The 22747-nt window shown below is 55.0% G+C and carries 28 protein-coding genes; 5 read left to right on the forward strand and 23 right to left on the reverse strand.

Features of this window, described 5'->3' with window-relative positions; translation table 11 throughout:
* Positions 1–105 precede the first annotated feature (105 nt).
* Genes HNP33_RS18105 through HNP33_RS18115 form a run of 3 tightly spaced genes read left to right on the forward strand, consistent with a single transcriptional unit; the run spans position 106 to position 3334 of the window.
* Complete coding sequence (locus HNP33_RS18105) at positions 106–825, forward strand: Mu transposase C-terminal domain-containing protein (RefSeq protein WP_221452127.1); 720 nt, start codon at positions 106–108, stop codon at positions 823–825.
* Between the two features lie 11 nt (positions 826–836).
* On the forward strand, positions 837–1862 hold the full coding sequence (locus HNP33_RS18110) for an AAA family ATPase (protein WP_184711146.1): 1026 nt from the start codon (positions 837–839) through the stop codon (positions 1860–1862).
* Positions 1863–1876: 14 nt separating this feature from the next.
* On the forward strand, positions 1877–3334 hold the full coding sequence (locus tag HNP33_RS18115) for a TniQ family protein (protein ID WP_184711145.1): 1458 nt from the start codon (positions 1877–1879) through the stop codon (positions 3332–3334).
* A gap of 889 nt (positions 3335–4223) precedes the next feature.
* On the opposite strand, the gene HNP33_RS18120 is transcribed toward HNP33_RS18115, so the two are convergent.
* The 5 genes from HNP33_RS18120 to HNP33_RS18140 form a co-directional block, all read right to left on the reverse strand.
* A complete protein-coding gene (locus HNP33_RS18120; RefSeq protein WP_184711143.1) occupies positions 4224–4418 on the reverse strand; it encodes a hypothetical protein in 195 nt (64 codons plus the stop codon).
* A 369-nt stretch (positions 4419–4787) separates the two neighbouring features.
* Positions 4788–5054: a hypothetical protein gene (locus HNP33_RS18125; RefSeq protein ID WP_184711154.1), complete on the reverse strand. Its 267-nt coding sequence runs from the start codon at positions 5052–5054 to the stop codon at positions 4788–4790.
* Complete coding sequence (locus HNP33_RS18130) at positions 5051–5341, reverse strand: hypothetical protein (protein WP_184749490.1); 291 nt, start codon at positions 5339–5341, stop codon at positions 5051–5053. The genes HNP33_RS18125 and HNP33_RS18130 overlap by 4 nt, the downstream gene beginning before the upstream one ends.
* 124 nt (positions 5342–5465) lie before the next feature.
* Entirely contained in the window at positions 5466–6029 is a 564-nt protein-coding gene (locus HNP33_RS21370; RefSeq protein WP_184711141.1) for a nuclear transport factor 2 family protein, read from the reverse strand.
* A 94-nt stretch (positions 6030–6123) separates the two neighbouring features.
* A complete protein-coding gene (locus HNP33_RS18140) occupies positions 6124–6657 on the reverse strand; it encodes a hypothetical protein (RefSeq protein WP_184711139.1) in 534 nt (177 codons plus the stop codon).
* A gap of 99 nt (positions 6658–6756) precedes the next feature.
* Here HNP33_RS18140 and HNP33_RS18145 point away from each other — a divergent pair, with 99 nt between their 5' ends.
* Positions 6757–7161, forward strand: coding sequence for a lysozyme inhibitor LprI family protein (locus tag HNP33_RS18145; RefSeq protein ID WP_184711137.1), 405 nt, complete (start codon positions 6757–6759; stop codon positions 7159–7161).
* Positions 7162–7180: 19 nt separating this feature from the next.
* Here HNP33_RS18145 and HNP33_RS18150 read toward each other — a convergent pair whose 3' ends face one another.
* The 10 genes from HNP33_RS18150 to HNP33_RS18195 all read right to left on the reverse strand — a co-directional run bounded on the left by HNP33_RS18150 (position 7181) and on the right by HNP33_RS18195 (position 17786).
* The gene (locus HNP33_RS18150; RefSeq protein ID WP_184711135.1) at positions 7181–7702 is read right to left on the reverse strand and encodes a lysozyme; all 522 of its coding nucleotides are present in this window, start codon (positions 7700–7702) and stop codon (positions 7181–7183) included.
* Positions 7699–7941, reverse strand: a complete 243-nt coding sequence (locus tag HNP33_RS18155) for a holin (RefSeq protein WP_184711133.1) — start codon at positions 7939–7941, stop codon at positions 7699–7701. The genes HNP33_RS18150 and HNP33_RS18155 overlap by 4 nt, the downstream gene beginning before the upstream one ends.
* A gap of 65 nt (positions 7942–8006) precedes the next feature.
* Positions 8007–8558 carry a hypothetical protein gene (locus tag HNP33_RS18160; RefSeq protein ID WP_184711132.1) on the reverse strand — a complete coding sequence of 184 codons (552 nt, stop codon included), beginning with the start codon at positions 8556–8558 and terminating at the stop codon, positions 8007–8009.
* Positions 8559–8566: 8 nt separating this feature from the next.
* On the reverse strand, positions 8567–9265 hold the full coding sequence (locus HNP33_RS18165) for a hypothetical protein (protein ID WP_184711130.1): 699 nt from the start codon (positions 9263–9265) through the stop codon (positions 8567–8569).
* Positions 9265–10209 carry a hypothetical protein gene (locus HNP33_RS18170; RefSeq protein WP_184711128.1) on the reverse strand — a complete coding sequence of 315 codons (945 nt, stop codon included), beginning with the start codon at positions 10207–10209 and terminating at the stop codon, positions 9265–9267. The genes HNP33_RS18165 and HNP33_RS18170 overlap by 1 nt, the downstream gene beginning before the upstream one ends.
* Positions 10209–11105: a hypothetical protein gene (locus HNP33_RS18175; RefSeq protein ID WP_184711126.1), complete on the reverse strand. Its 897-nt coding sequence runs from the start codon at positions 11103–11105 to the stop codon at positions 10209–10211. Before HNP33_RS18175 ends, HNP33_RS18170 begins: the two co-directional genes overlap by 1 nt.
* The gene (locus HNP33_RS18180; RefSeq protein WP_184711125.1) at positions 11102–15931 is read right to left on the reverse strand and encodes a tape measure protein; all 4830 of its coding nucleotides are present in this window, start codon (positions 15929–15931) and stop codon (positions 11102–11104) included. The genes HNP33_RS18175 and HNP33_RS18180 overlap by 4 nt, the downstream gene beginning before the upstream one ends.
* An 89-nt stretch (positions 15932–16020) precedes the next feature.
* Entirely contained in the window at positions 16021–16557 is a 537-nt protein-coding gene (locus HNP33_RS18185; RefSeq protein ID WP_184711123.1) for a hypothetical protein, read from the reverse strand.
* A 55-nt stretch (positions 16558–16612) separates the two neighbouring features.
* Entirely contained in the window at positions 16613–16987 is a 375-nt protein-coding gene (locus HNP33_RS18190; RefSeq protein WP_184711121.1) for a hypothetical protein, read from the reverse strand.
* An 85-nt stretch (positions 16988–17072) separates the two neighbouring features.
* The gene (locus HNP33_RS18195) at positions 17073–17786 is read right to left on the reverse strand and encodes a phage antirepressor KilAC domain-containing protein (RefSeq protein ID WP_184711119.1); all 714 of its coding nucleotides are present in this window, start codon (positions 17784–17786) and stop codon (positions 17073–17075) included.
* 238 nt (positions 17787–18024) lie between these two features.
* On the opposite strand from HNP33_RS18195, the gene HNP33_RS18200 reads away from it, so the two are divergent.
* Entirely contained in the window at positions 18025–18705 is a 681-nt protein-coding gene (locus HNP33_RS18200) for an Arc family DNA-binding protein (protein ID WP_221452128.1), read from the forward strand.
* Between the two features lie 100 nt (positions 18706–18805).
* Here the strand turns inward: HNP33_RS18200 and HNP33_RS18205 are convergent, their stop codons facing one another.
* The 8 genes from HNP33_RS18205 to HNP33_RS18240 form a co-directional block, all read right to left on the reverse strand.
* Positions 18806–19111, reverse strand: coding sequence for a DUF1799 domain-containing protein (locus HNP33_RS18205; protein ID WP_184711117.1), 306 nt, complete (start codon positions 19109–19111; stop codon positions 18806–18808).
* 47 nt (positions 19112–19158) lie between these two features.
* Complete coding sequence (locus HNP33_RS18210) at positions 19159–19542, reverse strand: phage tail assembly chaperone (protein WP_184711115.1); 384 nt, start codon at positions 19540–19542, stop codon at positions 19159–19161.
* A gap of 87 nt (positions 19543–19629) precedes the next feature.
* Positions 19630–20283 (reverse strand): phage tail tube protein, encoded by a 654-nt coding sequence (locus HNP33_RS18215; protein WP_184711113.1) that lies wholly within the window; start codon positions 20281–20283, stop codon positions 19630–19632.
* A 204-nt stretch (positions 20284–20487) separates the two neighbouring features.
* Entirely contained in the window at positions 20488–20844 is a 357-nt protein-coding gene (locus HNP33_RS18220; RefSeq protein ID WP_184711111.1) for a DUF3168 domain-containing protein, read from the reverse strand.
* Positions 20837–21208 carry an HK97-gp10 family putative phage morphogenesis protein gene (locus HNP33_RS18225; protein WP_184711110.1) on the reverse strand — a complete coding sequence of 124 codons (372 nt, stop codon included), beginning with the start codon at positions 21206–21208 and terminating at the stop codon, positions 20837–20839. The genes HNP33_RS18220 and HNP33_RS18225 overlap by 8 nt, the downstream gene beginning before the upstream one ends.
* Entirely contained in the window at positions 21195–21524 is a 330-nt protein-coding gene (locus HNP33_RS18230; protein ID WP_184711108.1) for a phage head closure protein, read from the reverse strand. Before HNP33_RS18230 ends, HNP33_RS18225 begins: the two co-directional genes overlap by 14 nt.
* 330 nt (positions 21525–21854) lie before the next feature.
* The gene (locus tag HNP33_RS18235) at positions 21855–22334 is read right to left on the reverse strand and encodes a hypothetical protein (RefSeq protein WP_184711106.1); all 480 of its coding nucleotides are present in this window, start codon (positions 22332–22334) and stop codon (positions 21855–21857) included.
* 60 nt (positions 22335–22394) lie between these two features.
* Positions 22395–22745 carry a head-tail connector protein gene (locus HNP33_RS18240; RefSeq protein ID WP_184711104.1) on the reverse strand — a complete coding sequence of 117 codons (351 nt, stop codon included), beginning with the start codon at positions 22743–22745 and terminating at the stop codon, positions 22395–22397.
* Between the last annotated feature and the right edge of the window lie 2 nt (positions 22746–22747).

Raw genomic sequence — 22747 nt, forward strand, 5'->3', positions numbered from 1 at the left:
TTGAGCGACAGGTGGCCGAGCTCAATATCCGGGCATCCATCCTCAATCGCTTCACCGAGCTGGGCACGCCCCAAACGGTGGCCGTGGCATAACTAAGTCTGGGGTTTGGGGAGACTCAGTCTCAAACCGATTTATGCAACAAAGCCGCACCGCATGGTGCTGTTCAACCAGGACTTCATGATTGCTACCTGCCCACCCGTGGACCGGGCAGGTCAGCGCCGCGTGCATGGCCAGCGCGGGGTCAAGGTCAATGACTTGCTGTACTGGAACCCACGCTTTGCCGAGCCCCACATCGCAGGACAAAGCTTGCAGGTACGCTACGACCCTTGGGATGCTTCGAGCGTCTATGTGTGGGCCAACAACACCTGGCTGCGCGCGCAATGCCGCAGCCTCCTGAGCCTGGGCCACCGAAGCGAAAGCGAGCGTATGGCGCTCAGTGAAGAGTACCGCAATCGCAGCGGCACCAAGGTCAATGACGCGCTCTCCGCGCAGCGTCTGCAGGAGTTCCTGCAAACCTTCACGCCCGAAGGCGCGCTGGCCCAGGCCATGGAGCGCCATCAAGAAAACCGCTTGCTTTACGGAAAGCTCGCACTGGCCAATGTCTCGGAGGTCATCGTTCCGCGCAAACCTGGCTTGCTCACGAAGGCAGCAAATGCGTCTGTCACCAATGAGGCGCCACCAGCGGGCAACCAGCAGAGACCGCTGGCGCGGAAAAATGCGCCTCCACAACTGCATCAACCCAGCGAGCTGAAAGGAACTCGCCTGACAGACAACACCGATGCCGCTGGCATTCAAGACTCCACCGATTTGTTTGATACGTTCTAAAGCGCTGCACCATGACCTCCATTCCCAACACCATCCCTGCAGCACAAGCTTGCGTAAAGACCTCCAAACAGTTGAGCCAGCTGCGTATCAACCACACGCGTATCCGTGACCTCGCGACAGAAATGCGCTCGCTCATCTACCCGGACAGCCAAAGCGGCATTCTGCTGGTCGTAGGCCCCACCGGTGTCGGCAAAAGCACCTTGAGCAAATACCTTGTAGAGCTGCAGCTCAAAGCCACCAGCAGCCAGATGGACCAGGAAGCACAGCTCGTTCCTGCCATCTATGTGCAGGCACCAGCCTCCGGAGAGAAATGTTTCTCGTGGCGCCTGCTGTATGAACGTTTACTCGAACAACTCGAAGGCGACGGCCTGGGCCTGAGTAAGCAAGCCTATGGGGTCGATGCGTCAACGCAGCGCCTGGTACGCCCCATGCGCCAGGGCCGCAGCACGCTGGCAGGTCTGCGCACGGCCGTCGAGCGTGCGCTGCGCCAGCGCGGCACACGCCTCTTGGTCATTGACGAAGCGGCCCATATCTTTAGCCAAGTCAGCAAGACCGAGATGCAGTCGAATCTGAACACGCTCAAATCGCTGGCCAACGAATGCGGCACGCAGATTGTGCTGACCGGCTCCTATGACCTGTACCACCTGGTGTCCCTGTCGGCCCAGCTGGCCCGGCGCATTCATGTGTTGCACTTTGAGCGCTATCGCTACGACCGCCCGGGCGATGTGCAGGCCTTCCACACCTGCCTGCGCCAGTTTGAAGCGCAGCTGCCCCACCTGTGGAAGGGCCAGTTGGTGCCACACACCGAAGCCTTGATGGAGAACACCCTGGGCTGTGTCGGCACCTTGAGCGGCGTGCTCACCCGTGCAGCGCGTCTGGCAGAAGATGCCGGCCACTGGGATGTCGATTACCTGCAGCGCACCTTGCTCACCCATGCGCAGGTGAATCGCATTCTGGAAGAAATCACGGATGGCGAGCTGGCCGTGGACCCCAGCCTCACCCGTGAATCAGTTGATGCCAAGCACAAGTCGGCATAAGAGGGAACTGCTCCATGACTACATCCCCCTCCATGATTGCATCTCCTATCGCAACCACCAATCCTCGCTCGGTGCTGCATGCCTTGAAGCCTTTGGGCCAAGGCAGTGACCAGGCCGAGAGCCTGTTGAGCTACTTTTGCAGACTGGCGCTGTCGCACAGCACCTCCACCCTTGAGCTGTCGCGCAAGCTGATGGCGTATATGGGGAACTCCGTGGGCAATGAGCCTGGCGCTGCAGTCAACGCCAAGTACGCCTGGTATGAGCGCAAAATCTCGGGCTTGGGTGACGGCGCCAAGACCTATACCGAGGCCTTGGCTGCCACCACTTCCGTGGTGGGGCTGGAGCGCCATACCTTCCTGCCCTGGCAAGGCGTGATTCCCGGCAATGGTCTGGCTTTGCACAAGTGCGGCCAGTTCTGTCCGTATTGCCTGCAAGAAGACCTGGACAGTGGTGGCACGCCGTATCTGCGGCTGTGCTGGGAGCCTGTACTGGTGTCGGTATGCCACAAGCATGGCACGCCCTTGGTGCACCACTGTCCGCATTGCGGGGTGGACAAGGCCCGGCATACTTCGGCGTTCACGGTAGTGGGCTGGTGTGGTAAATGCGGGATGTTTATGGGTCAACCGCGCCCGCCAGTCAGTTCCAACCAGCCCCTGTATGACGCTGCGTCCGACGATGCTGCTGGCGAAGTGGCGCTGTGGCAAGCGCAGCAGATTGCCCGCTTGGTGGAAGTGCAACAGTCCGCGGGGTTTGAGCCACCACTGCGCGATGGGGTGATTGCTGCTATCGAACGCGTGATTGAGACCATGTGCGCAGGCCAGTACTCACTGCTGGCCAAACAAGTGGGTATTGCCAAGGCGACCTTGCATACCTGGTTGCGCGAATCTCGCACGCCCCAGGTCGATATCAGTTTGCGCATCGCCTGCTTTGCGCACTTGGACCTGGCTGATTTGCTGATGGGGAATATGGACGGCTGGTCTCCGCCAGTGGCCAACCACCAGTTGGCCCTTGCCCTAGACTACCCTGCTCGCCCCGAGTGGAACCGCCGGGTGCATACCCATGACTGGGAGGCTATCGAGGACAAGCTACAAGCGATGCTCCTGCAGCCTATGCCAGTGTCGCTCATGCATGCAGCCAGTGTGGTGCAGATGCCGCCCCGGATGCTGTACATGAAGTGCAATAAGACGGCGCGCAGGATTGCCAATCGCTGGCTCACCTATCTCAAACGCCGCCAGCAGTCCCATGTGGTTGCAGCATGGCCATTCTTGGAGAGTGCATGCCGGCAGTTGCTGGACAGAGGCATCAGTCCCAATATGCGTGAAATTGAGCCGCTGGTGCCCGCGGACATCCTCAACCGGGTGTGCAACTGCTGGGATGTGTTGCGTGAGGTGCGGGGGCATATCGAGAGCAGCGAGTACGCAACGGCGGCACTTTGCGGCCACCATTACCCGCAGAGATGGGTGCAAGAGTAGCTTCAAAGAGAGCTCCCCACACAGCCAACGCGTTGTCCTGAATTCGTATTTAAGGACTGAAAACCTCATTCTGCCCGGGCTAAACGAAAACCGTCGAAACCGGCAAACCTGGCAAGTTCCAAGTGATTGGATTGCGAGCAATGCGTACATTCGTACGCAAAAGCTAAGCCACTTGGCATCCAGCACCAGGCCAAGGTTTGGCACAAAATGAACCCTCAAGGGAGTTGCGGCCGACGCAGCTCCTTTTTTTGCGTCGAGGCGTCGGGCGACTCGGTGCAGCCAAGCCCGCAGCACAGAGTAGACTGCCTTGCTCTGCCCAGTGCACGAAGTTCAACAAAGCTCTTGGCTCACCAGTCTTTGCAACTAATTGATTCCAAAAGAAAAACCACCTGAGGTGTACCCAGGTGGTTTTAATTTGCCAAAAGCTTTAATGTTTAGCACAAATTCTCGATAAAACAAAATGTGTCCTATCGGAAAATAAAGCATAAGGTGTCCAGGGCGGACACTTTATGCTTAACGGCACACATTTCTCTTGTGTGGCGTTGTGCTGTATGGTGGAGCTGGCGGGAATTGAACCCGCGTCAGGTCAAGCATTCATGCCGCCTCCAGCAAATCGGTGTGATTTCGGTGTGATTTGGCCTCTAGGTAGACATGAATTCGCTCTGAAACATTTGCGGAATTGAACCGCCGTCCGCAAATTGCCATTTACTCAATTGAACCAGCGTCCGCATTTCCATACGCCATCCCTCCAAAATGTGTCATTTTGAAACATGGCTTTTGGCGGCACTTGACCCGCCTCTGCGCATATAAGTGAAGCCGAACGGTGGCTCAAAACGCTGGTTGCCATAGCGGAGTAACCAGCCGCGCCTGGACGAGCTCATGAACGAGATCACCAAACTTGCCGTACCAGCCAGAGCTGAGCGAACTCGTATACCTCGCCGTCAATCACAGCGATCTCGTAACCGCGCCAGACGGCACCCTGTTCTGTGAACTCTTGCAATACAGGATCAACAAGCACGCAGGCACTGACCGGAACGGTGTGCGACTTTGTATCGAACAAATCGAACACCTTGCGGTTCCTCATGGGGTTCTTATCCTGCCTGTATGTAAAGGACAACCTACCGCGCACAGGAAGGGCCAACTCGCTTCGCTTGAGCCGCTTTCCTTTCCTTCTCAGTAGTGTGACCTCGCAAAACATTGTATAAATATACAGTGTTTTGGAGATCAACATGATTGGATCAAGATACTGCCAATGGCACATCAAGCCGCAAGATCAAGGGATCAAGACGCCGGAGCATGAGCGCGCAGACACCATCAAGCCGTCGCGCCCTGAGGCTATGCCCGTTCTGGGCTCTATGATCTGGCGCTGCGCACCAACGCCTGCGGAAATGAGGGAAGTCTGCCGCGATCTAGGGCCGGATGTGCCGTTTTGACGGTAGTTCTTCGTCAACCTTCAACCCCAAAACTGCCCATGCAACAGCTTCAGCTTGGAGGCCAGCGTCTCCGAGTCGTTCTGCATGTGCAGGACGGGTGTGGTTCCGATGCTCACATGCTCATACCAGATGTGAAACGCTTTGGCCTTGGGGATCATGCGGGCGGCGTCTCGGATCGCGCCAGCAATGCAACTCGATGTGAAGCTCAGGGCTTCTGAGTGTTCATTCATGACCCGGGCCAGATACTGACCGGGCGCGCTTTTTTCAATGTGCAGGCTCTGGATCATTTTTTCGCTTCGGGGACGAATTGAATGGTGCCTATTTTCTCCGCCGCGATGCTGCTGGGTGTAGGCCGAATCCAATGGTTCCATAGCCCTTTCATCCAGGCCAGCGCATACAGCACACTCACTGCGAATATGCCCCACTGCTCAGCATTCCATGAGGCGTAAAACCAGAACGGCTGCCCAAGCATGCCGAAGATGCAGGCCCACCGTCTGAAAGCCTCCGAGCGCGCCTGAGACAGCCAGGCAGCAGCAGCCCCAAGCACGGCAATGGCGATCTGATCTATCTGCATGGGCCACCCTTAAATACTGTTTAAAAATACAGTATAACGAACGTGTAATGGGTTCTCCATACAAGAAAAAACCTCCCCAGTGCCGTAGTGGCGCCGGGGAGGCTTACTTTTACGCACCTAAATTTCAATCTCGGTGGAAGACTTGGTGAGAAGCGATCAACCAACCTCGATCAGTGTTCTTGACAGTCTGGGTTGAGACCCAGCGCTGAGGGCCAAAAGAGTTGCCATGTGAGATTTGGCCCTGCATCATCACCACAGCGGCAGCTGAGCTTAGATAGGATATCTGAAATGCTTGAATTTCCATTGACCTACTCGGGAGTCGCTCGGCCTCTTTGCTAAAGGCGAAAGCTATATCGTGACTTCCACGAAAGCAAGTTCCGTCTGGACTGATAAACACCGCTTCTGGCGTGAAATACGTAGTGTGTCTATCGATAGCTCCATCTAGCCAGGCCTGCATGCTGAGCCGAATTAGATCCCAGATATCGTTGTCGGGCTCCTCACGGAAGTCAGCAACTTCGCGAGTTTCTATCCAGTGGCTACCTGCGCCAAATTTCTCATTCCCTGCTTGGACGATAAGGTGCAGTTCATCAACGCCCTTGGTTGAGATGAGCTCCCAAGCACCCTGTCCAGATGCTTCACCAAGCGACTCCCTCACACGCTCACTTTTACAGATTCGAACTTGCCTCATACAAGACTTTCAACGCGGAAGAATAGACAAATTGTATGAGGCAAAAATTATCGATATCGTCACACATTCACCAGAATTTTGTTACCGAAGGAACCTAGTTGCAGGCTAAATCATCTTCGCCACCATTCAGGCTTCGCTCAATGTTCACCTGGTCGCACAGCGCGGCTACTTCGGCGTCTCGCTGTTTAAGAGCGCCTCCGAGTTCCGCGACCACTTCGACGCCTTCTGCAAGCTGGTGGTCGAGGGCTGAGGCTTTATCCGCGAGAGCGCGGCGGGCAGTGGCGTCGGCTTGGGCTTGCGCGCGATAAGTGGCGGCTCTACTGTCGGCGCTGAGCTGCAGCCTGTGAGCGCGCTCAAGCTCAGAGCGCACATCAACAGCAATGTCAGTTTTGAGTGCTGCCAGGCGGTCGGCGTTGTAGATCGTGTCTTTTGCATGCTTGCTCTCCAGTTGGGCGGTTTGGGTTTCGTTGGCCCGGGCGGCTTCTGCGCGGGTGGCCACGCCCTGGGCCTGCTCGGTCTTGCACTCGGCCACTTTGGATGCGCCACGCCAGCCGTTGACCATCCAGCCACCACCAAATGACAAAGCGGCCACCAGGGCCGCTAACGCTAGTTGAATCTGCAGGGTCATAGACCGACCTCATGGGCGAGATCAAGGCAGTAGATTGATGTAATTTTCATGCAAGGTTCCTCCAACAGAATCGAGATTCTTAACAAGTAGGGGTTAGATGTGAAAGCCAAAAATTTATTAGCCATTGCGGTACTCATTGCTGCAGTAAGCGGCGTTAGCCACGCAAAAGACGATCAGTTCGCCGACATCGATTGCTCAAAAGATCAGGATTCCACCTTGGGAATGAAAGTCTGTGCAGCTAAGGAGCTTGATAAGACCAAACAGGCTCTAAAGGCAAAACGTGCAGAAATGCTCAAAAAGGTGGGAAAGGAACAGCGCAAGGCGGCTAACTCATACATCAAAGCTTCTGATGCATACGCAACTGCTTTGTGCTCCTTTGAAGATGAGGCCTATCACGGTGGGACAATTCAATCGCTAGTCCACGGCATGTGCCTAGATGGCGAGTATCAACGCCAGATCAAAGTGATTGACGAATACATGAACCGCCCAGAAGGAAGCCTGTAATAGCTTCGCTAGCAGAGCGTTACTGCTCTGCTAAACACTTCTTCGTTCGCTCAAGCTGCCGCGTCCAGACGCCTTTGCAACCCTTGGGGCCCCAGTTCTGCGGTAGCGAACAATCCCGCCCACCCTGCTTGCGCCACGCTGGAAGTGCATTGCACGCCTGCAAATACTCCCCCTGAAGCAAATGGGTGCGCATGGAACTGCTGCGCCAGTTGGTGATGCCGAACTGGTAGGTGAAGTCCATGTATAGGTCGTACTCGCCCTGGGTGAGCTTCACCTCCGGCAGGCTGGCCCGGAACAGGGCCTCATCCTTGCTCTTGTGATTGCGCACGATCTGTAGGGCCCGCTCCTTGGTGATTGGCGGGTCAGCCAGCGTTACTTTGGATCCGTCCTCGTAGACTGTGGAGCCGTAGCCAATAGTCGGCACATCGCCTTGCGTCGGGATGTATGGCTTGGAGCGAAACCCCTCCTCCCCAAGCAAGGTCAGCAGAGCAGCAGCAGAAACAGTAAGGGCCGCTACTGCGACCCGAGGTTTGTTGCTCATAACTCATCCCATCCCGTACCAAACTTGTGCTGCATGCGCGCCTCCATCTCGCGCGCCTCTCGCCGGTCTTTGCGCCAGGCCCAGTACTGACCGAAGATCAATCCCAGGACGCCGACAATCGCGCCAACAATGATCCCCATCTCTGACAGTGACATACCGCTCACAACCGCAGTGGTTGCCCCTCCGTAGGCCGCAGTTTTCCCGGCAACAATCGCTGCACTTTCAGTTGTATTGCTCATTCAGGCCTCTCGAAATGAAAAAACCCGCTGGGCGCACCATGCGGGCATGTGTTGTGTGTGACAGGTCAAAGCGCCTGGGCATAGTCAAATAGGAGCGCTAGATCAGCTTCACTTAGCCCAAGAGCTGCAGCGAGCATCAGCATTGTTGGACTATCGGACTCAAAGTCCCGGGCATCTTCCCAATCGACTTCGGCACGGTAGCGCTGGTCTGGATCGGGAATCTGCGCAAGCGCCGCAGCGATCTGATCTTTTTTGATGCCACGCAGGTCAAAGAGGGCAAGACAAGCTTGCCGCTTGGTGACCGTGATCCGCGCCGCGTCCTTTGCCGCTTGTTCAGCTGCCAGACGCTCTGCCTCGATCTGATCCAACTCCGCCTTGCTGAGCTTGACCACCTTCCATTGCTGCAGCCAGCCGTCCGGCGTATCCTTAGGCTCAATCTCGACGGTCTTGTGAGTCGCCGGGTTGTGCGCGGGCCTCTCTGCCGCGATGACCGCCACAAAAGGCTCGTGTGGCGCAAAGGGCTCAGGCCAAACAATGAGGAACTCTGACTGCGCAAAATAGGAGCGCACATCCCCCTCAGTCAGACCAAAGTCGCCCGTTTCTGTGTTGTAGAACATATTGATCCTCAGTTGATTGCACTGCCCTGGCGCGTGCCGTTTGCTACCCAAGTTACATAGCTATTGCCGTCAACATAGGCTCCAGCCGCTATGCCAGCGCCGCCAGCAAGGTAGTTACCTCCATAGCCACCAGTGCCGGTGTATGAACCAGAGCTGCCGGGGCCTCCTGCCTGGCCGACTGCCCCGCCAGTGCCACCAGTGCCGCCGTAAGCGGTAGCAGTCCCAGATCCTGAGCGCTCTGTATAGCCAGTCGTACCAGCCGCGCCGCCAGTTGCGCCAACTAGCGTGACAGATCCAGACGTAGAGAAGCCCTGGCCGTTACCACCACTGCCCCCGAAGGCATCCGCTTTATAGTTAATTGGGTCGTATGTCAGCCAGACACTTGCCCCACCGCCAGTACCACCCTTACCACCGCCGCCGAATATCGTTCCGTAGTTATAGACACGAATGCGCGTGCGCGTGTAAAGGCCTGTGCCACTGTTAAGAACACCACCGATACGACCGTTGTTGATGATCGTCAGGCAATCATGTGGAATGCCGGAAATGCTCAAAGTGGCTACATCCACCCCGGCATTGATCGTGCAAGTTATCAGGCCATAACCATTCCAGCCACGCGCCCGGGCCAATGCAGCAATGTCGGGACTGCGCACCGTCGCAGCAATGGTTATCCCCACACTGCCGCTGCTCATCATGATGTTTCTTGCCATCATGATTCATGCACCCCACCGATAAAGGCGTCCCACACCGCTCCGTCATATCGCGGAACAAAGGTCAGGGTCAGACGCTGGAAAGGCCCAACGGTCGGCAACGAAGCGCCGATAGGCAGACGAATTGGGGTGCCAGAGAAGCTTGCACTGAACGCACCTGTAGGGATGATCCGCAACGTGAGCTGATCGCCAATATCTCGTGGCGCTGGCATCACTATGCTGGTGTTCTGATACAGAGTGATCGTCTGGATCGACCCGTTGCTAAAGCTGATATTGGTCGTAGCAGAGCGCGCCTCAAACAGAGCATGAAACTCGATCAAAGCCCGATCACTGAACAAACGCTGCCATGGGCTCCAAGTGGAATCTTGCAGTTGACGCTCAAACACCCACCCCTGCTGACCGCCAGCGTAGATTTGAGTAGCGCGCTGCGTCTTTCTTGTTCCAGTGCCAAAGGTGAATACGTTCCACCACGCGGTTCCAAGAGATGTCGGCCAGTCTGCCCCAGCAGTTCCTGAACTGTTGAATGTTGCCCACTGACCCAATGGGGCAGTGGACATTGCCGCAGTGCCCATGGAGGGTGCAGCAGTTTCAGCTAGTCCAGTTACAACACCAGTACGCGCATTTACAGAGGCCACAGGCCCCGCCTGAATGGCATCCTTGGCGGCGAGAATGTCAGCTACGGTCTGATTGACCGCAGTTACAGAGCTTGCGGCATTTGAAGCGCTTGTTGCAGCCTGAGATGCCGATGCAGCAGACTCGCCAGCCTTGGTTTGCGACCAGAGCGCGTTGGTGTACACCTCACCAGCCACAGTATTGAAAATGATGCGCTGGGGCTCATACGAACCAGACAAGGCAAATGCCTTGGTGCTAAACGTCACCCGGTCATCTGTTGGTTGTGGAGCTGGAGGGTATGCAGGGATAGGGGTTGGGGTGACTAAAGGCATCACACCTCCTCAAGTTGAATAGCAAACATTGCGTAGCCGTAGTACTCGATGGCGATTGACCAGTCTTTGGCAATGCCGAAGACGTTCAATGCCTCAATGTCCTGCGAACCGATGAATAGAATTGGTTTGGCACGGTTCTGTGCCATGTAGCTTTTGAGCGGAGTAATTTCGGCGCGGCGCACAGGTACAGACATATCCGCCCACCCGATGTAAGTGCGCTCGACCAGCACCCGGTTTCCGTACTCGTCTAGATCCTTGCGCGAGAAGTCCTGAATGCCCACAGAGGCACCCACTTCGACTCCCAAGCCCCACTCTTTGGAGTTGCCCATGATCAGGTTGCCAACTTCCATCTGTGTCGTACCGGTGAAATCCACCAGCACATCAGCCTGGGGATAGGCGGGCAGTCCTGTGAACATGCCAAGCGCTCCCGTTGGTGTCCACACCCCAAAGTGCCACTCCCACCAATCCGGAATTTCTGGAGCCAGGCCGACAGTCAGTGACTTATCGAACACCGTTCCATAGGTCGGATCGATCACCCGGACACGGATGGTTTGCACATCCACAAGCCCAATTGCCGCCACTGCATCGACCGCTCTTCCGAATTTGAATCGGTAAGAGGCCGTCGCATTGAACTTGGAACTCTGCGAGGTGCGACCATTAAAAAGGGCCCACGTATTTGTGGGCCCTACTGGTATCCAGACTGCCTGGTTATCTGGCGGTGGTATTGCGTTGTTAACATCAGACCCCGCTTGATAAACAATGTGCTGGTAGCGGACTCTTGAGCCTTTCGGCCAGGAGCCTGCAGTCCACGCAACCGCCGCATCTTCAACGGGCGGCTGCGAGACGATCACGCTGTCAGTTATATCAAGCGGGCTGATGGTTTTCAGCCCTGTCATGCGGTTTCCTTTCTCGTAGGCGGCATGCCCTCAACATCCCATTTGAGCGAGCGCTTTTCGAGCCGCTGAATTGGAACGGTGATGGCAAGCGCTTCCGCCTTACGGTCGTCGCCCTGAGTCTCCAAAGCCACCCTGAGGGCTCGCAATTCAGCAAGAAGCGCCGGGTTGTCGCTCGACGACTGCAGCGCATTCAAGACTGCGGTGTTACCCGTCGTCTGAATGATCCGGCCTGTCGTTGTTGCGGCAACCTCCGCGCCCTTCTGGTTGCTGATATCGACCCCGTACTTGCCTGCAAGGTAGTTGCGGGTATCGGTCAGCGAAGCGAGCCATTCCGCCTGCTTGAGCAGCACATCGGATTGCGACGAGGCGTTCCCCTTAGCGATTTCTTCAAGCTTCTGGATGAGGTTTGGAAGCTCTGCTGCTGCATTCTGGTCACCGGCTCGCGCCTGGGCCGTCTTGATCGCAAACATGGACTCGTAGTAGGACGCACCCTGATTGGAAGAAGCGCCCAGCAACTCACCACGCAGACGATCCATCTCGTTCGACATGGAGTCGATCAGCTTGGACCATTCATCCGCCAGCTTCTGCGCCGCCTTTGCCGCTTCTTCGGCAGCATTGGTCGATGACTCATAAGCCCTGGTGACTTCCTGAACTGCAGGCCGGTATGTGGACATGACAGGAATTGACTTACCAATGTCATTGCCCAAGTCGCGGACAATTCCAAACACCTGCTCCATGGCTTCCTTGAAAGCCGGATCGGTGAGCAAAGCACTCAAGGCATCTGCTGCTGCCTGGGCGTTAGCCACCATCGAATCGATGGCAGCACCAGACACAGCAGCAGAGACAGAGGAGCCCGTCATTGCGGCAGTCACCACCGGAGTGATAACGCCATCAATGATCGAGTTCATGACGATGGTCAGCGCTTGGCCGTAAATAGCCTGCTCAAAGCCCGAGGCGATGGTGTCAGCCAGCCACTGGCCAGCCTGAGCACCCCGGCCCTCGTTCACTTCCTTGATAAAGCCATCCACCAGGCCGTCAATTGACAAGCCCAAGGTGTTCAGAGTGTCATCTCGAACGCGCTGGATCTCGTCAAGCTGCTTTTGCATCAGCTCCACAGCAGAATTCGTCGCCTCTTCAATAGATGCGGTTACAGCATCCACACCATTAGCGAAGTCATCAGCAAACTGCAGAAGCCACGCCAGCAGCTCCTCGTCCTTATCAGCAATCGCCTTGTCCACCAACTCCCGATACTTCTTCTTCGCGTCTGCATCGGTTGTTCGCAGATCGAGCCCCATATCTGCCATGCCCTTATTTGCGACTTTCGACGCCTGGGCTCGCTTCTCTTCGTCAGAGTAATAGAGGTCGTAGTAAGTGGCTGCGGCCTGCGAGAACTTGTCTAGCCCTCCCATCACCTCGATCAAGCTGGAAGCCCAATCGGCACTTGCAAGAGATGCATCCAGGAGTGTTGTACCCAAGGCATCGAACACGCCATTGACAGTCGTAATGCTGAGCGCAAGACGAGTGAGCGCCTCAAGCTGGGTTTCTCCCGCTTGTGTGTACTCGTCAGTCGTAAGCACCAGGCCGCCCATCTGCTCGGCAATCTTTTGGAATTCCTCCTGCAGCTTCTTGGTGGCCTCTTCCTCGCTCAGCCCCTTGAGGTTGACTTTGATCTTGGCAGTGAATCCATCCAAAGCCTCCCCACCCAGACCCACGGCCCCAGCCATTGCACGGATGGATTCATCCATCGCCAAAAACTGATCGCCCAGGCCCTTGCGCATTTCCTCGGGCAAGTCTTCGTAGGTCGTTTTATTCGACCGGAAGAGTCCGCCCTTGTAGTACTTGAACAATCGCCCCTCAAAGCCGGTGTCTCCGCCGAATTCGCCTTCAACACCCGACTCCTTGAGCTTGCGGCCAAAGAGTGATCCAAACAAGTCACCACCAAACAGCAGGCTCAGGCCACCAATGATCGGACCAAGCGCCCCCAGGAATGTGCCAAGGCCGCCCAGAATGTTGCCAGACCCCATGGCAATGGAGCCTGCAGAGAGAGCTCCACCGAAAGTGGTGCCGGTTCCCGTAAGCCCCAACGATCCCAAAAGCCCACCAAGGCCCGCACTCATGCCGCCACCGAACGCACCCAGCATGCCGAAAGCATTTGCACCACTCAGGCCAGAACTGATATTGCTAAAAATGCCGCCGCCGCTAGCCGCACCTCCAGCAATTTGCATTGCTGCACTTCCGGCCCCACCTGTAAACCCCACGAGATTCCCTACGATGTTCACAACGAAGGGCTCAGCAAGCATCTTGTAAATCTGCTTTGCCACCAAGGTGTAGAACGAGGTTTTGAGGGATTTGCAGAACGATTCCCAGCCGGACTTGCCGTTGTTCATCATGTCGGCAAAGCCTGAGACGAAGATGTCTTCGACTTGCTGCACTGTCTGGTCGAACTGTTGGCGTAGTTTCTGCTGAACAGCATCAGCCTGTACTGAAACATCCTTTAGGCCAAGAAGTTCATTACGGCGCTCAAGTTGCTTGATTTCCTCACCCAGCGCAATCTCAGCTCGCGTCTGCGTACCAGTGATTGCAGACTGGCGCTCAAGTTCAGCCAAGGTGGCCTTCTTGATCAGAATAAGCTCTTGATTGCGTGATTGGGTGAGCTTGGTCCTTTCAGAATTTGACTTGCCTATCAGCGCGATCTCGTCTTCCAGCGCTTGATTGCCGTCAATATAGGCTTGAGCACTCTTTTCCAACTCACCGATAATCCCCATTCGGATTTGGCGTAGCTGCTCTGTTACTGCCGCCTCCGCGCGCGTGGTCTCGATAGACTTTTCTTGAGCCTTTGCAATTGCAATGGCTGCACGAAGCTCAGACTCACGGGCCGCAGACAGCTTTAATTTTCCAGATTTCAGCTCTTCATTCAGCTTGATTTCAAGACGCTGGCTTTCTGTGAGCTTGTCAACCCCATCGATTTGGGCTTGGTTTCTGGCAATTACCTCCTGAATCGTTGTCATCAATCCTTGGTAGGCGCTGATCTCCTTCTTTACTGCCGCTTCTCCAGAACGATCTTTGCCCTTCTTCGCCATGTCGGCGATCTTCTCGTTCACGCCAGCAAGCCTTGCTTCCAAGTCCTTCGCAGACTGTGAAGTACCCTGACCAGCATCCTGCAGCTCCTTCAACAGAGTCTTTAGATTGTTGCCTTGCTTGACAACCTCCGACATCGCCTCGGCCTGGGATTTCAAGCCTTTGGTTGAGTTCAGCGCGCTATCAACCCGCGACTGCAAGCCTTTGCTGTCGGCATCGATTGGTTTGTAACCGTCAACCTGGCCCGCCAAGCCCCCCAGGTCAGATGATGCGATTTGCTTCTTGTATTCAAGAATGTCCTTCGCGTTCTTTCTTGCATTCAGAATTGCCTCAGTGGTCGCGTCGATCTCTCGGCGGGAAGCCGCAGCATCAGCAACCATGAACTGCCGAATTGCAGCAGCCCCCTCGAAATTTCCTTTCGCCAGTTGAATTGCCTGTTCATACAAGCCGCGAATTTCCTTGCCAATCCCTATCAGCACATACTTGACATTTGCCCCCAAGACTGCAACCGTCTCAAATACCGTCGCAATGCCCTCTTGAACGACCTTGAAGCCATTCCCAGCCCGGGCTCCATCAGTCATTGCCTTATTGGCGGCATTGATGATCGTTGTTAGATCCTCAATTGCGCCAGTCGCAAGCTTGACTGAGTCATAAATGAACTGACCAGTGTTTTGTTCATTGATCGTCCGGAACAGGTTGTCCCATGTGTCTCCAAGCTCAGATATCGCGCCATCCAAGGTTTTGGCCCGCTCTGCCATTGCTCCAGCAAACTGGTTATTGCCAATCTGCTCAAGATACTTGGTGATTTCTTCTGCGCTATTGCGAACTGTGGTTGTGACTCCCTGGAAGGTGAATTTGATCTCTTCACCATCCTTAGAGGCCTTGATGCCAAACTCTTTCAGGCGCTCGAACTCGCCAGTGGATGCGTCTGCAACTGCCTCAATCATCTGATTGAGGTCTTTCCCCATCGCAGAGGCTGTATTGCCAAAGCTGGTTAACGCCTGACGGGTAGGGTCCAAGCCAAGAGACTTCATCTTGACGAACGCCTCAGTCGCTTGCGCCAAGCCGAATGGAGTCTCCTTGGCAAAATCCTTGAGCCATGCCATCTGAGATGCAGCGTTGGCAGCACTACCAGTAACAGTGATCAGGCTTGAGTTCAGCTTGTCGAACTCACGCTGAACACCTACCAACTTGCCAATGGCTTGTGTGACTACATAGATCGCAGCAGCCATTGCGCCATAGGCCTTAACCGCCTGAGACATGAGCGTGGTTGAGTTAGCCATTGCGGCCTGCTCTTGCTTCATCACGTCCATTTTTTGGCCGACAGCGCGCGCAATGTCCTGGGTGGCTTGGCTCATACCACGCGACTGCGCTATATAGGCAGCCATGTCGCCACTATTCATGCGCATGGCATTGGCCTTGCGCACCTGGGCATTGATGAAGGCAAGCTCCTGCCGGTTCAATCCTTCAACTGCAGTATTGAGACTGTTGGTATCACTGACAGCACTCTTGGCCGCGTTTCCTGTTGCAGTAATGCCGCTAGCTGCCTGCTTGGACGCTTCGCCAAGCTTCTTCACATTGTCAGAAGTGCCAACACCCAGGTCGGCCAAGCTTTTCTGTGCAGTACGTGCAGCTTTAGAAACACGATTGCTCGCAGTCTCTGCCTCAGCGCCAATTTTGGTAAAGCCTTGGCTGGCTTGGGAAACGTCCGCTGTGACCTTTAGTTGTGTTACCAGTTCATCTGACATGACGACTCCAGAAATGACAAAACCCGCGCTAGGCGGGTTCAGGCGTAAAAAAACCGCCATACAGGCGGTGAATCATTGAAAAAATACTTCTACTTTTTTAACGGCGTGGTGGATGGCGTCGCCTGCCAGGTCGCCCAGTCAGGCGCGCCATTGGCAATTGAGCGCATATCATTCATCTCGCATTTAGATGCAATATCTGCTCGCGCCTCCTTTAACCCTTTCAGGGACACATCAAGATTGATTGGAGCCTTTAGAACGGTAGCCCCTTGAATCAAAAGCCGACCTTGGTCTAGCGACTCCAAGACCAAGACTGGAACACTGATCTTTTCTTTCTCATACGATTGAGTAATTGCAATCTCACTCGGATGCGATTTGCCAAAGCGGTACTGATAGTTATCCACGCCACCGCGTCGGCTGTAGTCAATCTCAATCTTGTCACTGCTTGTATAGATGATGTTTGAGTCCTTAGAGTACTGAGCAACGCAAACCTTTTCATCGGTCATTGCGCTGGCAGTAGCTATCGCAAGCCAGTCGCCGTGCTTCTTGGTGTACTTTGAGTCATCCGCAGAAAATGCCGTGCCAACAGCAGCGCCAAAGCCAAGTGCAAAAAAGACAAACGATCTCATGTCCCCTCCTAAACGAAGAGTCCATGTTAGCAAAAGTTAGTGCCAAAGCACCCTTTCAACTGCTTGCATAGTCAAACAATTCTGGGGCTTGCCGAAAGAACTCGGCAGTCACTTTCAGGCTGCGACCATACCAGCATGAAGGCCGACTGAAGGCCGACAGACTCAACTCAACGGCTGCAGCGGCCTTGTACCAATCGACTACAAACACGCCGGAGTCATTGAACCCTCGGGAAGTCATGGCTCGGATGTGATCGACAGCAAGGTCGATTGCAAAATCGACGTTCACATCGGCCTCTGTCCACTGCTCATCGTTCTCGCGAATGCTCTGCAATGACTTCAATTTGTCTGCAGCTATTGTCAGAAACATTTCGGCGAGTTGTCCGGACTTGGGCATTCCTTGCCCTAAGTTAGTGCCTGCTGTATCATTCATATCGAATCCTTCTCTTGCCTGAGTGGGTTTTCACATGAATCGCTCAACAAGGTCCAATTTGTTGGGCGATTCGCCTTTTGGGGGTTCAATGCATCCCCGCTTGGCGAACTACATCCGCCAGTTTCGTGAGGCCTCGTGCCGTTACGCGAACTTGAGTGCTTGTCCACTCGCTGCCGTCACTCTTCTCTCCTGTCGTGACCTTGTGCTCCAGATGGCCAGACTGGATGCGGTCTTGGTATGCAAGCCAGCCAGTACCCATTGGACGGCGATATACCCAACCCTTCTCTTGCAGCAACTGCGTCAGCTTGCGCGGCTGGACTTGCAGTGTCTTTGCAGCGTCGGTGAGGCACAACGAGCCATCAGACATTGCGATTCGGTCGAAGCCTTCCGCTCTTGGCGACAGCTCGTCTACCTTGTTCTCTAGAACCAGCCTCTCCTGCTCTGCCTGCATAGCCATTTCGATCAACTGCAGGCGGGAAAGATTGGCCGGGCTAAGTGCTGGCTTTGCTTCCAGCTCTTGCCAGCGCTTCACTACCTTCATGCGGGCTACCGCGTCGTAACCCAGCAGCAAGGTCAAGCAGGTGTCCTTGTCCAACTCGTACTGTGGATACTGACGGCCATCTTTTCCGGTGTAAGTCGTTGAATTCGCACATGGATTCAAATCTGAATCCGTGGAAATTGCCTCGACCATTGCACGGATATCGCGCATCACATTGCCATGGTCCTTACCGGTCAGCTCTGCGATCTCGCGGCTGGTCATCGTCAGCGGGCCTTGAGGGAGTGAAGTTAGCGCGTTCATGCTGCGGCTCCTTGGGGTTGCGTGGTGGCTCTGGCAAAAGCACCTTCAATAAGGTGGTTGAGAAACCAAGCCTGCGATCTATCCCGCCTAGTGGCTTCCGCTTCGATCCAATCCTTCACTTCCTTCCGCACCTTGTGCTGGATGAAGCATGGCTTTTCTTTGTCTGTTTGCATTTGATACCTTTTACATTCGCAGTTGATGTGGACTCTATTAAGCGCCCACAAAAAGTGGATGTCAAGTGGACTCTTTGAAAGACCATCAAAAAGAGTCCACAATTCATGCAATGACAGATCGACACCAACAAAAGCCCTATCCGTTACGCATGCCGGATGACTTGCGTGCAAAGCTAGAGGACGCCGCAAAGGAAGGCTCGCGCAGCTTGCATGCGGAAATTTTGGCGAGGCTGGACGACTCCTTCTCGGGCGGAGGAGATGCAGACAAGGTCGCGCTCGTACTGAGCCACAAACTGTCTCGCGCAGAAGTAGAAGTCGGCTTTGAAAAGATAAAAAACCTTACCACTACGTATGAGGCCTTCATTGCGTCACAAGCTGCAATTGAGCTAATGGAGGTTGTTGCGCGAAAAATTCCCTCCGCCAAGTTCGACGAGAAAATGGCTCAAGACATTCGCGCCATCAACGAAAAGCACAGCACTACCATCAAAGAGTCAGGTCCTCAACCGATTGATTTGCTAGAAAAGAAGTCGCGTGACGCGCTTGCCACGCATATCGAAAATAGCGATAAATTGATGGCTCGGATGCTGAACGACCACCCATTGAATGAGGCAAACAGGAAGACACTTCTTCAGCACTTCAAAGATGGAGATGGCGCGGACAACTACGAAAGAGTCGTGAAGAAACTGACGAAAATTGTTAGTGATGATGAAAGCGCCGAGCAAGCGCCCAAGCGCCCCAAAAAGTAGCCCAACCAGCCCTCTCAGGAGGGCTTTTTCACGCGCTCTTCTTGAGCCAGAAGTAGGTATGGCGATTTCCACCATACCTTTTACGACATGGTCGCAAAAGCTAGTGACTTCGATTCGCAGAGGCCTTGCGCTGAGCCTCTTCCATCTGCTCTCGCATGATTGCGAGCGCGCCTCCGGCTATCTGGCGAACTTCCCGCCATAGCTCATTGCGGCGTTTGCCCTCAATCCCTTCTGAGTCCATCCAGGCATAAGCCACAGTGGCGTCAAAGGCGTAATAGCCGCCCATATGAGAGCGCCACTGGTCGGCATGGTCACAAAAGAGTTGGTAGGCATCCTCATGACCGGGATAGATAAAGACCGGTTCTGGCTGTGCAAGCGCCTCAACAGGGATTCCGAGGCGCTTCAATTCCTCTAGATCGGGGCCGGAATCAAAGTAGTCCCGACCTAGGGCAATCAGTTTTTTGCTTTGGCTGCGCTGAGCGCCTCCAGGAAAGCGTTGAAGATCAGGAAGAAGATCCCACGATGCGCGTTCAGCAGCGAAGTGATGTTCTGCGCGTTGAATTCATCTGTCAGCTCCCAGCCGTCAGCGATCTTCTGCACCATTTCTGCCTGGGCGCGGTAGGTTGCCTGCAACTCTTCGGCTTCCGTGAGCATGTTGCTCTCGGCCTTCACCTTGTCGGCGATGCTGGAGAACTCGCCGGTCAGAGCCTGCAGCTCATCACCGGGGAAATAGTTGAAGCGGAACTTGATCGATTGGTTCGATTTTCCGGGCACTTGAAATTTGACAGCTTCTTCGAAAGTAGCGTTTGGGGCTACGGATGCAAGCGACTTCGCCATGGTGGTTTTCCTTATAGAACAAAAAAACCCGCTCCGGAGCTACCAGGCGGGCATGAAATGGCCCGCCGAAGCGGGCCTTCTGGCGACTTACGAACCTTGGTAAGTCTTGAGGGGGCGGAGCATGGACAGAGTCATGCGGCCAGTGGTGATGGCGTTGGAGGCCACAACCGGCGTTTCTTGGACGCTGATGTAGCCATAGCCATAGGAGATGGAGCCGCCGCTTGGCAGTGCCATGCGGATTGCTACCAACTTGTTGGCACGGGAAGCTTTCAAGGCTTCCTTGTAGCCATTCAAGGTTGGGTCCCAGCCAAATTCCAGCTCCCAGCTCATTGCTGAGCGGGTGGTCGGGATCTTCACGCCGTACTTCTGCGACAGTGGACTGATTTCAGCGTATTGCTGCTCACCACCAGACGGGCTGATGGAGGTGACCTGCTGCAGCTCGGTCCAGCCCGTGATTGGCACCACAGAGCCAGCACTGGAACCCGGAGGGAACACAACGGTATCCGTTGTGTCCTCGTCCTCCAAGGTGATCGAGTTGGTGGCAGCCGTGCCAACGCGAAGAACAGCGTCGTTCAGGTCTTCCCAGCCCGTTTTCAGGATGAACGGCGCGTATTGCGCCAGCGCATGCCCGGTTGCCGTGATCACAGCGGGGTTGCCGTTGGAGATGGCGCTTACTGGAATTGCTGCTCCGTAAGCGGACGAAATTGCAAACCGGGTTCCGGTCGATACTGCGTAAGCCATGTGGGCCTTTCAAGAAAAAAGACCCCTTCCGGGGCCGATTTCTGCGAGGCTTTTGGCTTGCGAGTCCGTAAGGAGTGGCAGCGCCGCGAGGCAGGGTTAGAGAATCTGTTTAGATGGAGCGCTTTTCTAGCCAGCGCTCCCATGCGCTGATTGCACCTTTTGCAAGGCGGATCAGCGCGTGGTGAAGTTCTTTGGTGGCTTCGTTCATAGGCGGTCATCCCAAATTGAGAAGTCCTGTCGGGAACCAAACAGCTTGGTGTCGAGTTCATAGTCAGAGCGCATTGCTCCCATAGGAATCACCTGCAGCGCAGAGAGAGACAAGGCATCCTCAATCTGCAGTGCAATCCTGGTTGCCTCTGGCCGGGTCTTGGCCCACACGGAGATTTGGAAGACGCCGTTTCGCTTGTCGATCAGCTTTTGATCCAGGCTAGTGGGCGACTTGCCTCCAATCTGCTGGTAAGTGATCCAGGGCGCCTGCGCTCCAGGCAACGCAACATCAGGGTAGACATTGGCAGCACCCGCAATGGCGTGAAGTACAGCAATCAGCTTTGGCTCAATCATTCAAAATCTCCCCAAGCTTTTGCTTCATCACTTCTGTGGCCTGCGCTCCAGCCTGATATTGGGCAGTGCGCAAGAACGGTTGAGCAGGTGTTTTGCTGGTTCCACCCTCGATCAAATGCCCATGAGGAGCCTTTTTCTTGTTCCAGGAGATGTGATAGGTGGCCCTCCCTTCCCAAGAACTGTCCCTGCTGAACACCTGATAGATGGCGCTTTTCAGCTTTCCAGACTTCACAGGCACGTTCACCTTCACCTGGTCATACAACACCTGTGTTCCCGCCTGAGCAACGGGGCGAGCAGAGTTCTGAACCTTGATGGCCTTCGCCTCAAGGCCCTTCTTTAGCTTGCTAGCGTCAAAGCTGAACATCGTTCACCCTCTTACAGGTCAAGTCCATGAAATCACGCTTCTGCCCAGGCAGAACAGCGTCAATCTCATAGACAGCGCCCATGTAGATCACCCGCATTGCTGCAGTGATGTCGGTTCGCCAACGGATACGGATGGAAGCACGGACGATGGAGGTATCTGCACCTGAGCGGATGGACTCTGACCCCGACTGGTGCCGGACATTCGCCCACACGGAGACATGATCTGACCACCCATCAGGGTTTGGATTGCCCCATTCGTCAGTGCCGCCGCGCTTCTGAATCCTGATTCGGTCGCGTAGATCGCCTATGGTTGTCATGCGCCCTCCTTCTTATGTTTGGCCTCGCTAAAAGACAAAGCCCTCCGAAGAGGGCCTGAAATCGTCAATGCGAGTCATCTATACTGCGTCAATATGTAAACCCAATGTGGGGGCCACTCGATGTCAGAGCAAACTCCAAGCAACCCTTTTCCTCAACCGCCAACTGAGAAACGCGGCCCAGCGGAGCCATTCACCCAGGATCGCAAACCGAGGCCTGGTTTTGGAGTTGCCTGAACATGCAAGCTCATTCCCCTCCCGCTCCGCCACCCGAGCCGGTTCACTTTCCGCAGCCTCCCACGGAGCGAAAAGAATGGCCTCCGCGCTGATTGCCTAATGTGACGCAATAGCGGTTGCGACACAGAAGATGATGGGTGTCGCAATCGCCATGTACCGCACTCTGTCCAGCCATGTCGCACGTCGATCATTCGACGCGATGGTGATTTTGATGCGCTCATTCACGTTGCGTAATTCAGCCTCTCGTACTTGAATCTCTGAGAAATTCATCTCTGGACGATAGATGTTCAGAGGCAGGTTGTAGAGCAGCTGGGTGTTCATGGTCTTGATGCATTTCATCATCAACACCATGGCCACCAGAGACAGCCAGACGGTAGAAGCGGCTATGCCTGCAATCCATGGTGTCATGCCGCCTTCAAACAGCTTGGCAGAATAGCCAATACCCCCGCCAATTCCCACAAGAAGAATACTCAGCAGGGTCGTTGCTTCCTTTTGCAGGAATGCAGCTGTTTCCAATCTGCCCTTGAGGCACTCAATTCCAGCCCTCTCTGCCCAGTCAATATAGCTCCAGCTCATTCAAGCCTCCTTCGTTTGTGCTCGATAGTATTTTGGCCCGCCAGGCGCGCTCCTCAATCCTCATACAGCGGTTGGTTTACGCATTGAGTACAGCAAAGCTGCTGCCCCCCTGGGGAGCGTGAATCCGTGTCCGGCTTGCACAGCCTGTGGCATACCACCTTCACGATCCTCATAGAGCCAACCGATGGTTAGCAGAATAGCTTGCTGCACCCGGCGAGCACCGCGAACAACCTGGCCATCCTCACCGGTTTTTGGCGCCCCGGCGGCGTCAAAAAGGTCACTCGCGGGCACGCTGATGTAATCCAAAGCCGCATCAGTAGCCGCATCGATCTTCAACTGCAGGTCAGCATCATCAGCATTCGTGTCGCTGCGTAGATGCTCCCGGGCTTGGGCAAGGGTGATGATTTGCATGT

It is taken from the genome of Comamonas odontotermitis, assembly GCF_014207855.1.
GTDB classification, from domain to species: Bacteria; Pseudomonadota; Gammaproteobacteria; order Burkholderiales; family Burkholderiaceae_C; genus Comamonas; species Comamonas odontotermitis_A.